The organism is Pseudomonas marginalis (genome assembly GCF_900105325.1).
In the GTDB taxonomy this organism is placed as follows: Bacteria; Pseudomonadota; Gammaproteobacteria; order Pseudomonadales; family Pseudomonadaceae; genus Aquipseudomonas; species Aquipseudomonas marginalis.
In genome coordinates this window covers 753,734-769,344 of the sequence record NZ_FNSU01000003.1, presented here as the reverse complement: position 1 = coordinate 769,344, position 15,611 = coordinate 753,734, and the positions used below count along the sequence as shown (strand labels likewise).

Annotated in this window: 9 protein-coding genes; 7 read left to right on the top strand and 2 right to left on the bottom strand. The window is 60.1% G+C overall.

Annotated elements, in window-relative coordinates:
- Window positions 1-13 precede the first annotated feature (13 nt).
- From BLW22_RS12680 to BLW22_RS12670, 3 genes are all read left to right on the top strand, one after another.
- Window positions 14-3,193, top strand: a complete 3,180-nt coding sequence (locus tag BLW22_RS12680; RefSeq protein WP_074846603.1) for an efflux RND transporter permease subunit — start codon at window positions 14-16, stop codon at window positions 3,191-3,193.
- Window positions 3,190-4,605: an efflux transporter outer membrane subunit gene (locus BLW22_RS12675; protein ID WP_074846600.1), complete on the top strand. Its 1,416-nt coding sequence runs from the start codon at window positions 3,190-3,192 to the stop codon at window positions 4,603-4,605. Before BLW22_RS12680 ends, BLW22_RS12675 begins: the two co-directional genes overlap by 4 nt.
- Before the next feature lie 300 nt (window positions 4,606-4,905).
- A complete protein-coding gene (locus BLW22_RS12670) occupies window positions 4,906-6,153 on the top strand; it encodes an MFS transporter (RefSeq protein WP_074846595.1) in 1,248 nt (415 codons plus the stop codon).
- 105 nt (window positions 6,154-6,258) lie between these two features.
- Here BLW22_RS12670 and BLW22_RS12665 read toward each other — a convergent pair whose 3' ends face one another.
- On the bottom strand, window positions 6,259-10,095 hold the full coding sequence (locus BLW22_RS12665) for a hypothetical protein (protein ID WP_143045126.1): 3,837 nt from the start codon (window positions 10,093-10,095) through the stop codon (window positions 6,259-6,261).
- Between the two features lie 93 nt (window positions 10,096-10,188).
- Window positions 10,189-11,205: an AraC family transcriptional regulator gene (locus BLW22_RS12660; RefSeq protein WP_065927739.1), complete on the bottom strand. Its 1,017-nt coding sequence runs from the start codon at window positions 11,203-11,205 to the stop codon at window positions 10,189-10,191.
- Between the two features lie 168 nt (window positions 11,206-11,373).
- On the opposite strand from BLW22_RS12660, the gene efeU reads away from it, so the two are divergent.
- From efeU to efeO (BLW22_RS12640), 4 genes are read left to right on the top strand one after another with little or no spacing between them, the layout of a single operon-like run.
- Window positions 11,374-12,219, top strand: a complete 846-nt coding sequence (efeU, locus tag BLW22_RS12655; protein ID WP_027607884.1) for an iron uptake transporter permease EfeU — start codon at window positions 11,374-11,376, stop codon at window positions 12,217-12,219.
- Between the two features lie 10 nt (window positions 12,220-12,229).
- Entirely contained in the window at window positions 12,230-13,432 is a 1,203-nt protein-coding gene (gene efeO, locus BLW22_RS12650) for an iron uptake system protein EfeO (protein ID WP_027607885.1), read from the top strand.
- Window positions 13,433-13,446: 14 nt separating this feature from the next.
- A complete protein-coding gene (efeB, locus tag BLW22_RS12645) occupies window positions 13,447-14,751 on the top strand; it encodes an iron uptake transporter deferrochelatase/peroxidase subunit (RefSeq protein ID WP_027607886.1) in 1,305 nt (434 codons plus the stop codon).
- Window positions 14,752-14,776: 25 nt separating this feature from the next.
- Window positions 14,777-15,595, top strand: coding sequence for an iron uptake system protein EfeO (gene efeO, locus BLW22_RS12640; RefSeq protein ID WP_027607887.1), 819 nt, complete (start codon window positions 14,777-14,779; stop codon window positions 15,593-15,595).
- The last annotated feature ends 16 nt before the right edge of the window (window positions 15,596-15,611 follow it).

Here is a 15,611-nt window from a genome sequence, read left to right as displayed (position 1 = left end):
GATACGACTCAAGATGAATTTTTCCAAGTTCTTCATTTCACGGCCGATCTTCGCAGCGGTGCTGTCGCTGCTGATCCTGATCGCCGGTGCGATCTCGCTGTTCCAGTTGCCGATCAGCGAATACCCGGAGGTGGTGCCGCCGACCGTGGTGGTGCGCGCCAACTTCCCGGGCGCCAACCCCAAGGTCATCGGTGAAACCGTGGCCGCGCCGCTGGAGCAAGCCATCACCGGCGTCGAGGGCATGCTGTACATGTCCTCGCAATCGACGGCCGACGGCAAGCTGACCCTGACCATCACCTTCGCCCTGGGCACCGACCTGGACAATGCGCAGGTGCAGGTGCAAAACCGGGTGACACGGACTCAGCCAAAACTGCCTGAGGAAGTGACGCGCATCGGTATCACCGTGGACAAGGCCTCCCCCGACCTGACCATGGTGGTGCACTTGACCTCCCCGGATCAGCGCTACGACATGCTGTACCTGTCCAACTACGCGATCCTCAATATCAAGGATGAGCTGGCCCGCCTGGGCGGCGTCGGCGACGTGCAGTTGTTCGGCATGGGCGACTACTCCCTGCGTGTATGGCTGGATCCGAACAAGACCGCCTCGCGCAACCTGACCGCCACCGATGTGGTCACCGCGATCCGCGAGCAGAACCGCCAGGTGGCAGCCGGTGCCCTGGGCGCCCAGCCTGCACCGTCTGACACCAGCTTCCAGTTATCGGTGAACACCCAGGGCCGCCTGGTCACCGAGGAAGAGTTCGAGAACATTGTGATCCGCGCCGGCGCCAACGGTGAAATCACGCGCCTCAGGGACATCGCCCGGGTCGAGTTGGGATCGAGCCAATACGCACTGCGCTCGCTGATCGATAACCAGCCGGCCGTCGCGATTCCGATTTTCCAGCGCCCCGGCTCCAATGCCATCGACATCTCCAACGATGTGCGCGCCAAGATGGCCGAGCTGAAAAAGAGCTTCCCGGCCGGCATGGATTACCGCATCGCCTATGACCCGACGGTCTTTGTGCGCGGTTCCATCGAAGCGGTGGTGCACACCCTGTTCGAAGCGCTGATCCTCGTGGTGCTGGTGGTGATCCTGTTCCTGCAGACCTGGCGCGCCTCGATCATTCCGTTGGTGGCGGTGCCGGTCTCGTTGATCGGGACCTTTGCGGTGATGCACCTGTTCGGCTTCTCGCTCAACGCGCTGTCGCTGTTCGGATTGGTACTGGCCATCGGCATCGTGGTGGACGACGCCATCGTGGTGGTGGAGAACGTCGAACGTAATATCGAGCTGGGCCTGGAGCCGTTCCCGGCGACTGAAAAAGCCATGAGCGAAGTGACCGGGCCGATCATCGCCACGGCGCTGGTGCTGTGTGCGGTGTTCATTCCAGCGGCGTTTATCAGTGGCTTGACCGGGCAGTTCTACAAACAGTTCGCCTTGACCATTGCGATATCGACGGTGATCTCGGCGTTCAACTCGCTGACCCTGTCCCCTGCCCTGGCCGCCGTGTTGCTGCGCGGTCACGACGCACCGAAGGATCGTTTCTCGAAGGTCCTCGACAAGCTCCTCGGTGGCTGGCTGTTCCGTCCCTTCAACCGCTTTTTCGAAAAGTCCAGCCATGGCTACGTGAGTACCGTACGCCGGGTGATTCGCGGCACGGGCATTGCCTTGTTCGTGTACGCCGGCCTGATGGTGCTGACCTTCTTCGGGTTTGCCCACACCCCGACCGGCTTCGTACCGGCCCAGGACAAGCAATACCTGGTGGCCTTCGCCCAACTGCCCGACGCTGCGAGCCTGGACCGCACCGAAAACGTGATGAAGCGCATGTCGGAGATCGCCCTGAAGCAGCCCGGTGTGGAAGCTGCGATTGCCTTCCCTGGTCTGTCGATCAACGGGTTCACCAACAGCCCGAACAGCGGCATTGTGTTCGTGACCCTGAAGCCGTTCGATGAGCGTAAAGACCCGAGCATGTCCGCTGGGGCAATTGCCGGTGCGTTGAATGGCCAGTACGCCAACATCGAAGAAGCCTACATGGCGATCTTCCCACCGCCGCCGGTACAGGGCCTGGGCACCATCGGCGGGTTCCGCCTGCAGATCGAAGACCGTGGCAACCTCGGCTATGACGAGCTGTACAAAGAAGTGCAGAACGTCATCACCAAGAGCCGTGGCGTGCCCGAGTTGTTCGGCCTGTTCACAAGCTACACGGTCAACGTGCCCCAGGTCGATGCCGCCATCGACCGCGAAAAGGCCAAGACCCACGGCGTGGCGATCAGCGACATCTTCGACACCCTGCAGGTCTACCTGGGTTCCTTGTATGCCAACGACTTCAACCGCTTCGGGCGTACCTACCAGGTCAACGTGCAGGCTGAACAACAGTTCCGCCAGGACGCCGACCAGATCGGCCAGCTGAAAGTACGCAACAACAAGGGCGAGATGATCCCGCTGGCGACCTTTATCAAGGTCAGCGACACCTCGGGGCCGGACCGCGTGATGCACTACAACGGCTTTATCACCGCCGAGATCAACGGCAACGCGGCACCGGGCTACAGCTCCGGCCAGGCCCAGGCGGCGATTGAAAAACTGTTGAAGGATGAACTGCCCAACGGCATGACCTACGAGTGGACCGACCTGACCTATCAGCAAATCCTCTCGGGCAACACTGCGCTGTTCGTGTTCCCGCTCTGCGTACTGCTGGCGTTCCTGGTCCTGGCCGCCCAATACGAAAGCTGGAGCCTGCCGCTGGCGGTGATCCTGATCGTCCCGATGACGCTGCTGTCGGCCATTACCGGGGTAATCATCTCCGGTAGCGACAACAACATCTTCACCCAGATCGGCCTGATCGTACTGGTGGGCCTGGCGTGCAAGAACGCGATTCTGATCGTCGAGTTCGCCAAGGACAAACAGCAGGAAGGCCTCGACCCGCTCGCTGCGGTACTGGAAGCCTGCCGCCTGCGTCTGCGGCCGATCCTGATGACCTCGTTCGCCTTCATCATGGGTGTGGTGCCACTGGTGTTGTCCAGCGGTGCCGGTGCCGAGATGCGTCATGCCATGGGCGTGGCGGTGTTCTCCGGGATGATCGGGGTGACCTTCTTCGGCCTGTTGCTGACACCAGTGTTCTACGTACTGATCCGTCGCTATGTGGAGCGCAGCGAAGCGCGCAAAGCGGCCAAGGCCTTGAAGCTGGAGACACAGCAATGAGTGTGAAAGTATTCCTGCCGAGCTTGCTGGTCCTGGCGCTGAGCGCCTGTGCCGTGGGCCCGGACTACAAGACCCAGACCCCGGAGGCGGTGAACATCACCGCCGCCGCGGATGCCAAGCAGTATGACCACGCCAAGTTCGAAGGCATCTGGTGGCAGCAGTTCGACGACCCGACCCTCAACCAGTTGGTCACGCAATCGCTGCAAGGCAACCGTGATCTGCGCGTGGCGTTTGCCCGTCTGCGGGCCGCGCGGGCGATTCGTGATGACGCCAGCAACGACGCCATGCCGACCATTACCAGCCGCGTCAGCAGCGACCAGGGCAAGGGCCAGATTCCCGGCCAGACCACCCGCCGGGTCAAGACCGAGCGTTACGACCTGGGCCTGGACATGGCCTGGGAACTGGACCTGTTCGGGCGCATCCAGCGCAACCTGGAAGCCACCGACGCCGACCAGCAAGCCGCCGAGGCCGACCTGTACCAACTGCAAGTCACCCTGATTGCCGAACTGGTGGACGCCTACGGCCAACTGCGCGGCGCGCAACTGCGTGAACGCATTGCCCTCGACAACCTGAAGAACCAGCAGGACTCGCGCACCATCACCGTCAGCCTGCGGGATGCCGGCGTGGGTGACCAACTCGACGTGGAGCGTGCCGACGCACGCCTCGCAGCAGTGGAGGCCAGCGTGCCGCAACTGCAGGCCGAACAGGTGCGTGAGCGTAACCGCATCGCCACCCTCCTCGGCCAGCGCCCCGACAAGCTGACCGTGGACCTGGGCCCGAAAGACCTGCCGGCGATTGCCAAGGCGTTGCCGATCGGCGACCCGGGGCAACTGCTGCAACGGCGCCCGGACATCCTCAGCGCCGAACGCAAACTGGCCGCCGCCACCGCGCGTATCGGCGTAGCCAAGGCCGACCTGTTCCCACGGGTCAGCCTCAGCGGCTTCCTCGGCTTCACCGCCGGGCGCGGTTCGCAGATCGGTTCGTCCGCCGCAAATGCCTGGGCCCTTGGCCCGAGCATCACCTGGGCCGCCTTCGACCTGGGCAGCGTCCGCGCCCGCCTGCGGGGTGCAGACGCCGAAGCCGATGGCGCCCTGGCGACCTACGAGCAGCAAGTGCTGCTGGCGCTGGAAGAGTCCGAGAATGCCTTCAGCGATTACGGCAAGCGTCAGCAACGCCTGGTCTCGCTGATCCGCCAAAGCGAATCCAGCCGCGCCGCCGCCGACCTCGCCGCGATCCGCTACCGCGAAGGCACCGTGGACTTCCTCGTCCTGCTCGACGCGCAACGCGAACGCCTGGCCGCCGAAGACTCCCAGGCCCAGGCCGAAGTGGACCTGTATCGCGGGATTGTGGCGATCTACAAGGCGCTGGGAGGTGGCTGGAAGCCAGACACCGTCGTGGCGACTGCCAAGTAACGTAAAGAGCTCCTTTGGTTGGTCGCATCCAGCCAATTTTTAGCCCCGTGGCCTATTTGGTCATGGGGCTTTTTTTGTTTGGAGCGTCCTAAAATGTTGAAAGTTACTTCTGTAAGCGAAACAAGAAGTCCTTCGTAGGTCACTTCCTAATACCGCGCTGCGCCTGGCAATCAGGAGTACATGCTTTTTATTGCGGCTGCCATTTCTTCTACAACACAGAAAATGAGGCCTTCTAAAAAAAATGGATGCACCTTAAACTTTAAATATCGTCAGCTTAAAAAGACAGATATTTAAATAAAAATGAGCACCCTGAACCCACTCAAAAACAAGCACGACAACCTATATTACTCCTTATCAATCTTTATGAACCTTGATGTCCAAAGAAGCCTGTTTGTACTTTATCTGCTGCAACTTGGAATCACACAAGGAGAAATAGGCATTCTTCAATCTTTTTTATTCTTCTCTTCCGTAGCGTTAGAAATCCCATCCGGTTTGCTCGCGGATCGATATGGTCGTAAATGTTCTCTCATACTCGGCTTTTTAGGGTTATTTATAAGCGGCATTGGATTTCTGCTATTTTCCTCCTTTATTCCTTTCGCCATAATATTTTGTCTGTTCGGCGCCAGCATTGCCATGGGCTCCGGTTCGGACAGGGCATTACTGTATGATAACTTACTGGCCCAGCATCGCGCCGAAGAGTATCCTAAAATACTCTCACGCGCCCGTGCCATTGGTGCGATTTCATTAGGCTTATCTATGCTGCTTGGTGGCGTATTACAAGACACATGGTCTTGGAACAGTGTTTATATTTGTTTTGCGGCATCAAAGCTCATTGGAGCTGTTGTTGTGACATTCATTCCCGAAATGAAGCTCCCGGCGTTCTCACTGAATTTGAATAAAAAAAGTCACAAAATTAATGAAAAAACGGAGGGACATCTCACCTCGCTGATTAATTTTTTTCGGTCTAAAAAAGGCGCATTTCTTATACCTTTGTTTATTGGATATGCTTTATTCGAGCTTTCAACGATCCCCTTGTTCATCTATGGCCAACCCTTTTTTTCCATGCAGGGTTTAGAGGTACCTATCATCGCTGGCATTTATGCTGCTGTTGAAGCCCTGTCGGCATTAATGTTCATGGCTGCTGGCTTTTTTTGTTCTCGTTTTTCTCTCGGCATAATTGCTTTCTCTACCACCCTTATTGCCACCTTTCTTCTTTTCATTCTTTCATTGAATATCGGTACAACCACTTCGGTCGCAAGCTTCCTTCTAATCATGTCGCTCCCTGCCATATATGAAACCTCATACGAAACCTATATTCATGACAATATTGAGTCACACATCCGAGCATCGTGCCTATCTGTTGCGAACTTGGTTAACTCAGTTATTATCGGCATCTCCTATACTGTTTTCGGCGGTTTGTTGGATGCATATGGTTTTTCGGTGACGTTGATCATCGTTGCAGTCTCCTGTTTTGTTGGTTTATTGGGTGTAAGTACAACATTGCTGTCAAGTGGGCAAAAAGACCATTTAAAAAAACAAGAAGCTTGAATCGTCCCAGGTTTTCCACGGGGCCGTCGAGTCGTTGAACTATCGTGGTTTTAAACGGCAAATTTCAGCCAATCCGTCTTTCCCCAGTGCATTCAAACATGCGCTTCAGTGCCACTTGAACACCTCTTGAACGACATCGCTGACAGACCGTGGAGCGTGAGGCCCGTGCCCGCCCGGCCGGGGGAGCCGCTCCAGCACCTGGACGATTTTGCCGGTCTGATCATGGCGCACCAGCACAAAGCGCGGTAAAGGAGCGCTGCTGACTGCACGCTTGCGAATAATCCTGACGGGCAATTGTTCGGTAATTACACCACCTGTGGCCTTGGCCTTGTCCAGTGCCTGTTGAATCGCCTCCACATTTTCCTCGTACAACGCCCGGTTGTTTTTAGCCTGGTCCAGCAACGCAATGCCGAACAGGGTCGAATCGGCGTTATGCGCCTGGGGCGCCTTGGCGAACAAGCTCAAGGTCGCCTCCTGCACCTCGTCCCCCAAGTGGCGAAAGTGCTTGGGGTCCGTGGTGTTGCCCAGGTTGAGCAAGTCTGCAATGTCCTCGCGTCCGCCTTTGATCGCGCCGGAATAGACATAATCCTCATCACCGGGGAAACCATGGGCCTGCTCATGGATCAGTGTGTTGGCCATGGCATCGTCGCTACTCCCCATGCTGCGGTAATAGTCCGTGGCGCCGTTCACATTAACCTCTATGTATTTTTCCTGGCGATAGCCTGCTTTGTAACGGCTATAGGACGACGGCAGGAGCTGGGCCTGCCACTCCGTGCCTTCGTTTTCGAGTAAGTTGATGTTGGAAAGATCCAGCTTGTCCAAATCAACTTTCATGGTGCGCTGCTTGCGCGTAAAGGCAGCCACGACGTCCTCGGAATCCGCGCCGAAGAAGGTTTTGCACACGAATTTGAGGTCTTTCTCGAACTCAGGATCGGACAACGCACTCAAGGCACCATTGAGTCGCTCCCGGGCGATGGGCAGTGCTCGTTCAATGGCTTGACGGCTTTGCTCAAGGAGGGGTGTCGCGGCGGGCGTCCCGGCGGTCTCCAGAGTGGGCAGTTGAGCCGGGTCGTGAGGACGTGGTTGCTCACCGTCAACGGAAGGCCTGCGCATTTTCCGGGGACGCTCGGTGGCAAAAGGCGGCGCGCCCAGTTGCTCCTTCATCGCGGTCTTCCAGGTCGCACGGAGCTCCCCCAGCGGCCTGCCAAGACGAAAAACAGGGCGGCTGCTCAACCATTCGTAGCCTGCCTTTAACGGCTGCTCCAAACCCGCAACAGGGTTGAACAGGTTATTGCTCAGCGCACCAAACGCTCTGGTGGCCGCCGACATCTTGGACAAGGCAGTCTCCGCCCGACTGACAGCCTGCGCCCCTTCCACAACCTCGCCAGCGACCACGGAGCCGATCATCACAGCGTCGAGCGCACAGCCGGTGAGCGCGCCCAGCTCGGTCTTCACGCGCCCGGAGGCGATGTCGTCGTAGCATCCCTTGAACGGAATAAGCAGGTCTTCAATGGTCTTGACCGCTTCCTGCGTGCGCGCCTCGAAACGCTCACGCGGCGTCGTGCCCATGGCGGAGTCCAGGAGTTCCTGGCGATTGAGCACCAGGTCATGGCGCCGTACATAGGCGGCAAAATCCCTGGTTTTCTGCGAAAAGTATCCGCCGTCTGCCAATGATCCGCGCCCGCTGCCGGCCGGCAGGGTTTCGCGCAAGGCGCGTATCTGTACCTCGGACTCCCCGGCCCCATGGCCGTCCGCGTGGGATTGCAGTTTCGTCACCCACACACGGGGCACCTGCGCTTCGCCTCGGGCCAGTGCCTTGAGGAAATCGGGACGCTCGAAGTACTCGCCCCTCAAGGGCCAAAACTCAAAACATTTCGCATTGTCACCCTGTCCCGCCTGGACGATAAAACCATAGCGCCCCTTTACCCGCTCCGTTTGTTCCGCCGCATCGCTGATGGCCTTTCCTTCGGCGGTGATGGACTCGCCCTCGACCCGGTAAAACGTCAGTTCTTCTCGCTCAAGCAGCTGTCGGTCCTGATAGGGCATTTTGCTGAACAGTTCCTTGAGACGTGTGGTGATGGCTGAGGTGAACGTGTCGCCCCCCGACTTTACCGAACGGTCGAGCATGTCTTTGGTAAACCGAAGCCGATTAAAACCCGCCTGCAGGTCGGCGAGCTCTCCGCCCGTTTCTGCCGTAGTCCCGCCAAAGGGACCGTTGGCCACTTTTTGCGCATACTCACCGTTCTTCAACGCCCCCATCATATGCAGGTCGATCAAGCTCAATTCATGGGAGGGATCAGCCATGAAAAAAGGCATCGGATAGGTATCTCTCTGCACGGGCTTATCCAAGTCTCGCCCTGGGAACACCGCCTTGAGGTCCGCCTGGGCCAAGGCTCTGCGCGTCACGGGAGGGGTCTGCAGGACCGCAGTGGCCTTTTGCGTGGTCTGGATATAGTCCTTGTATTTGCCCGCGCTCTTGCGCAGATCTTCCACGGTGTAACGGTCATCGGCACGGCCCGCGATCACGCCATTGAGCACGCCCCAATCCAGCAACGGATCTGCCTCGGCCGCCTGGAACAACGGCACCAGTGTGGGTGTTGGAGGCTGGAGAGCCGCGCGCTCCAGCACTTGAGCATAGGTCAGGGTCCGACTCGATCCTGGCGCGAGGGCTTCAAGCAGGGCAACGGTTTTCCTCAACACCAGCCAGGCGGGAGAACCGATATGCACGGTGTCGGGGATATCCCGCACCAGAAACTCCGGCGCGACAGTCGCCAGGAATAGATGGCTGACAACCTCCACGGCGTCCGGACTCACGCCTTTGTTCTGCACCAGGTGCATGTGCAGGTCTTTGCGGGCATCGGCCATCTTGAGCCCGGCATTTTGCAGCGAGTACAGGTCATACCCCGCCACGTGATTTCTCTGCTGCCCCAGGTGCGGATCAATACGCAACAGATGGGCGGTGACCTGCAACTGATTGAGCTGCTGTTTGCGCAAACCATCGTGGGGAGCGTTCAGCCCTTCCAGCAAACGGTGCTGGCGGTACACATTGAGATTCTTCTGGCTGCGTAACCGCCCAAGGATGTGCGCATCGACATCACCGGAAAGAGGCTGCTGTTTATCCAGCCACTGCGGGCCGACGAAGCGTTCAAAGGACCCAACCAGCGTTTGGCGGTCTTGCTGGCTCAGTTTCAGCGGCGAGTCCAGCGCCAGCCAGGGCCCGGTATAGTTGCCCATCGGCGGGCTGGAGGGAAGCGGATGGCGCTGCCAGCCAATCAGGTTGCGAATGACCTTGGCCGAACGCGGGACATCCTGCCCGTCGGCGTTGGGTAGCGTCACGCGCAGCATCTGCAATGCATCGACTTCGCCCGTGGAATGGAGGATATGTCCGGTGGTTTGCGCCATGTCCAACAGCGTGTCGAAGCGTTTCTTCAAGCCTGGCCGGGCGGATACAGGCTCGCTCAAATCGATCCAGCGCCCTGCACTGTCCAATACCTCCAAGCGTCCATCGAAGATGCGTAGATGGGCGGTCTGGCTGTCGATTCCATATTTTTCCCAGGCCGCCTGCATGCCTGGACGATTTGCCAAAGCGGCCAGGGCCTTGCGCCCACGCTGTACATCGGTCGCCAGCGTGGATCTCGTGACGCTTGAAAAGCGGATCTCGGCGAGGTCGATAGTGTCCTGATCCGCCTTGCCCTGCACGTGGCGCTCCAAGGCAGCGATCCAGCGTTCCTTATTTCTGGCTTCCAGTATCGCCGTGTCGAGCAGGGCTTGCGAAAAATCGCTGATGCCCTGCAATTGGCCGGGGATGTGATGAACCAGCGTCGAAGGGCGCAGCAAAGGCTCCGGACGGATGACCTCTGGGGAACGATCTGGCTGAATCCCGGTGGCCGTGGATGGAAAACCCACTGCAACGGGTTCAGGCGTAGCAACGACCTTGGACATCAGGAGAACTCGCTTTCACGATTGAAGAGTGTCTACCCTGCCCCGAATGGATGGGATCGGAAAAGTCCTGGCCGCCAGCAGCCTGTGCGCGACTCAACGAGGTTCCCCCAGGATCAAACTGCGGTAATGCCCAGGATTGGACCCCACCCACTTGCGAAACGCCTTATAAAACGAACTGGTATCGGCAAACCCCAACCGCGCCGCGATCTCGGCAAAGCTGATCTGCGGTTCGGCCAGCCACACAATCGCCAACTCCTTGCGCACGCTGTCCTTGAGCCCCTGGTAGCTCTGCCCTTCTTCCGCCAGGCGGCGGCGCAGCGTGGAAGCGGAGATACACAGCGTGGCCGCAAGGCCCTCGGTCTCAGGCCAGGTGTCGGGAGGCATTTGCCGCAGGTCGTGCTTGATGCGTGTAGCCAGGCTGTCGGGGTTGCGGTATTTGACCAGGATGTTGGCCGGCGCATGGCCGAGGAAGCGCTTGAGTTCTTCCGGGCTGCGCTTGATCGGCAGGTCGAGGCAGTCGGCGGAGAAGATCATCCGCGTGCGTGGCCGATCAAAACGCAGGTTGTCGGAAAACATCACCTGGTAGTCATCGCAAAAGTCCGGCTGCGGGCAGCGCAGTTCGATGGCCAGGATCGGGATGCGCCGGCCTGCCAGCCAGCAGGCGACGCCGTGCACGATCATCCAGTAGGTGAAATAGGTGAATGCGCGCTTGGGCGCTGGCTCGGGTTCTTGCAACACAATTTCCGCCAGGCTCTGTTGGCGCACCAGCTGGGCTGGCAAGTGTTCCAGCATCAGCGAGAGGAACCCCAGGCCGGTTTGCAGGCCCGCTGCCAGGCTGGGCTGTGCAATGGCGGCGCGACAAAGGAACTCGAGGCTACCGGACTTGAGCTTGCGCGGGTCCATGCCGAAGAACTCATCGTCCATGCGCCTGGCCAGCAGACGCCACAAACGGGCGTAGGCGGTGGCCGGAACGCGGGCCACGGGCTGTTCCAGCAATGCCGGATCGATCCCGACCTTGCTCAAGGCTTCGACGGTGGCCGGCCCCGGTGCGCAGCTCTGCAACAAAGCTTCGCGCACGAGATGGATGGAGATGGTGTCTTTTTCCGACATGGGAGGTTGGGCAATCCGGCGGCATTCGAGATGCCGTGCATCATAAGGTGGGTTGCGATTCGCCACCACCGTTCAGCCATTGTTCAGCAAACGTCAAGTTTTCCTGTTTAGCAATGAGTATCATTATGTTACAACTTAGCTTCCTACCTACTTAAGCTGCGGTGCCCGATGCTCGTTCCCTTTTTAATCATGCTGCGCGAAGGCATTGAAGCTGCGCTGATCGTCGGCATCATCGCCAGTTACCTGCAACAAACCGGCCGCGGCCAGTGGATGCCCGCCGTATGGATCGGCGTGTTCCTCGCCGCGGCCCTGGCCTTGCTGGTGGGCGGTGGCCTGGAACTGGTCAGTGCCGAGTTTCCGCAGAAGCAGCAGGAATTGTTCGAGGGCATCGTCGGCCTGGTCGCCGTGGGCATCCTCAGCTCCATGGTGTTCTGGATGCGCAAGGTCGCGCGCTCCATCAAGCATTCGCTGCACGCCTCCCTTGACCAGGCGTTGACCGGTTCCAAACACCAGGTCACGGCGCTGATCCTCATGGTGTTCTTTGCCGTCGCTCGTGAAGGCCTGGAAACCGTGTTCTTCCTGCTGGCTGTGTTCCAACAGAGCGAAGGCCCAGGCGCACCGATTGGCGCCCTGCTCGGCCTGGTCCTGGCGATCATCGTCGGCTTCCTGATCTACACCGGCAGCATGCGCCTGAACCTCGGTGCGTTTTTCCGCTGGACCGGCCTGTTCATCCTCGTGGTCGCCGCCGGCATCCTCGCCAATTCGGTGCAAGCCCTGCATGAAGCGGGCGTGTGGAACCACTGGCAGACCGTGCTGTTCGATTTCAGCGCCGAGCTGCCGATGGACAGCCCGCTCGGTTCGGTACTGGCCGGCATGTTCGGCTACCAGGAAGCGCCGACCGTCAGCACCCTGGGCGCCTATCTGATGTATCTGGTGGTGGCGCTGGTGATGTTTTTCCTGCCCGCGGCACCGCCCAAGCCTGCCGCCAGCCCTTCTTCCGTTTCCAGCCAGTAAGGACCGTCTCTTGTCCAACCCAACGCCTCAACCCGCTTCGCCCCCCCGCGCCCTGCGCTGGGCGGTAGCCGGCTCGGTGGTCGTGATGATCGCCGCCGGTGGCCTGTTCTATTACGCCTCGCAGCTGGCGGCCAGCAAGCGCCAGACCAACCACGATGAAATCGCCGTGACCATCCATGGCCATGCCTGCGAGCCCAATGCACTGACGGTGCCGGCCGGCCGTGCGAGCTTTCGCATCATCAACCGCTCTGACCGGGCGGTGGAGTGGGAAATCCTCGACGGCGTGCTGGTGGTCGAAGAACGCGAAAACATCGCCCCCGGCCTGAGCCAGGTGATCAACGCCAACCTGCTGCCAGGCGACTATGCGATCACGTGCGGCCTGCTGAGCAACCCGCGCGGCACCCTGCATGTGACGCCAACCGCAGAATCCGACGCCCAGGCCAAGGCCAAGCCGTCGATGGTGGCGTTTATCGGCCCGCTGTCGGAGTTTCGCGTGTACCTGAGCAGCCAGGGCAGTGCCCTGGTCAAGGCCGTGACCGCCCTGCAACAGGCGATCGATGCCGGTGACCTGGCCCAGGCGCAAGCGCTGTACGTGCCGGCCCGTGAGGCTTACCAACGTCTGGCCCCGGCCTCGCAGCGCCTGGCCGAGCTGGACAACGCCATCAACGCCCGGGCCGATTACTTTGAAAAACGTGAGCAAGACCCGGCCTTCAGCGGCTTCCATCGCCTCGAATACAGCCTGTTCCAGCAACGCAGCCTTGATGGCCTGGGGCCGATTGCGCAGCGCCTGGTCACCGATGTCACCCGCCTCAAACAGCAGTTGCTGGCGCAGTCGCTGCCGCCGGAACAACTGGTGAGCATCGTGGTGCGCAACCTCAACAGCCTGGCGGATGTACGCGCCATCAGCGGTGAAGAAGAGCGCTACAGCCATGTCGACCTGAATGGTTTCGCCGCCAACCTGGAGGCCGCGCACAAGGTGGTCGAACTGATGCGTCCGCTGCTGACCAAGTCCGCCGCCGACCTGCTGCCGACAGTCGACAGCGCCCTCGCCGCCTTCGATGCCGAGCTCCAGGGCTTCAAGCTCGACAAAGGCTACGCCACGTATGACAGCGTTACCGCCGATCAGCGCAAGCAGATCGCCGACAAGGCCAAGGCTCTGGCCGCCGCACTCGATGGAATCGACCCCGCCCTTGGCCTTTCCGGCCTGCAGTGAAGACGACCGCACACATGAGTGATTCAGAACAGTTTTCAGCACAACGTCGCCGTGTCCTCCTGGGCATGGCCGCCACCGGTGCCGCCATCGCCGGCAGCACCCTGACCTGCCCGGCCATGGCGGCCGCCGCCGAGCAAGTCACCACCGCACCGCGCAGCGACAAGACCCAGGACCACCACGATTTTTTCGGCCAGCACCAGAGCGGCATCGTCACCCCACGCCCGGCCTGCGGCATGCTCGTGGCGTTCGATGTCCTGGCCAGCGACCGCGAAGACCTGGAGCGCCTGTTCCGCACCTTGAACGAGCGCATCGGCTTCCTGATGACCGGCGGCACCGTACCCCAGGTCGACCCGAAGCTGCCGCCCACCGATTCCGGCATCCTCGGCCCGGTGGTCACGCCGGATAACCTGACCATCACCGTGTCCGTCGGCGCATCGTTGTTCGATGAGCGCTTCGGCCTGGCCGCCGTCAAACCCAAGCGCCTGATCCGCATGGTGGGCTTCCCCAACGATGCGCTGGAACCGGCGCAGTGCCACGGCGACCTGAGCCTGCAATTCAGCTCAAACACCCCGGACACCAATATCCACGCCCTGCGCGACATCGTGAAAAACCTGCCCGACCTGCTGCTGGTGCGCTGGAAGCAGGAAGGCAGCGTGCCGCCCCAGGCACCGGCCAAGCCCGGCGAACCGGCACAAAGCGCGCGCAACTTCCTGGGTTTCCGCGACGGCTCGGCCAACCCCAACTCCAACGACAACAAGGCCATGGACCAAATTGTGTGGGTCCAACCCGGCAGCGACGAACCGAGCTGGGCGGCCCATGGCAGCTATCAGGCGGTGCGCATCATCCGCAACTTCGTCGAACGCTGGGACCGCACGCCGCTGCAAGAGCAGGAAAGCATCATCGGCCGCGTGAAGACCAGCGGCGCGCCCATGGATGGCCAGAAAGAATCCCAGGTGCCCGACTACAGCAAGGACCCGGAAGGCAAGCTGACCAAGCTCGATGCCCATATCCGCCTGGCCAACCCGCGCACCCCGCAGACCCAGGCCAACCTGATCCTGCGTCGGCCGTTCAACTACTCCAACGGCGTCAATAAAAACGGTCAGCTGGACATGGGGCTGTTGTTCATCTGCTACCAGGCTGACCTGGAGAAAGGCTTTATCAGCGTGCAAACCCGGCTCAACGGCGAACCCTTGGAGGAATACCTCAAGCCGGTCGGCGGCGGGTATTTCTTCACCTTGCCGGGGGTCACGGGGCCCAAGGATTTCATCGGGCGCACGCTGCTCGCTGCAACGCCTTTTCAAACCACTGCCCACACCTAAAACAAACCAGAGCGGAACACGTCCCATGAAGAAGTCGACTATCGCGTTGTCGTTGTTAATGACCCTTTCGCCGCTGGCAGCGTTTGCCGCTACCGCGCCGTTGGACCTGGTAGGCCCGGTGTCGGACTACAAGATCTACGTCACCGAAGAAATCGGCGAACTGGTCACCCAGACCCAGGCGTTCACCGACGCCATCAACCAAGGCGACCTGGCCACCGCCAAGAAGCTCTACGCGCCGACCCGTGTGCACTATGAGTCCATCGAGCCGATCGCCGAGCTGTTCAGCGACCTGGATGCATCGATTGACTCCCGGGTCGATGACCACGAAAAAGGCGTGACCGCCGAAGACTTCACCGGTTTCCACCGCATCGAGTACGCGCTGTTCTCCCAGAACACCACCAAAGGCCTGGAAGCCCTGACGGCCAAGCTCAACACTGACGTCAACGACCTGAAAACCCGTGTCGACGGCCTGACCTTCCCGCCGGAGAAAGTCGTCGGCGGGGCCGCTGCGTTGCTGGAAGAAGTTGCCGCCACCAAGATCTCCGGTGAAGAAGACCGCTACAGCCACACCGACCTGTATGACTTCCAGGGCAACATCGACGGTGCGAAGAAAATCGTCGACCTGTTCCGTGGCCAGATCGAGAAACAGGACAAGGCTTTCCTGGCCAAGGTCGACAAGAACTTCGCCAGCGTGGACAAGATCCTGGCCAAGTACAAGACCAAGGACGGCGGCTTCCAGACCTACGACAAGGTCAAGGAAAACGACCGCAAGGCGCTGGTGGGCCCGGTCAACACCCTGGCCGAAGACCTGTCGACCCTGCGCGGCAAGCTGGGCCTGAACTGATACGACCTCCCGCGCC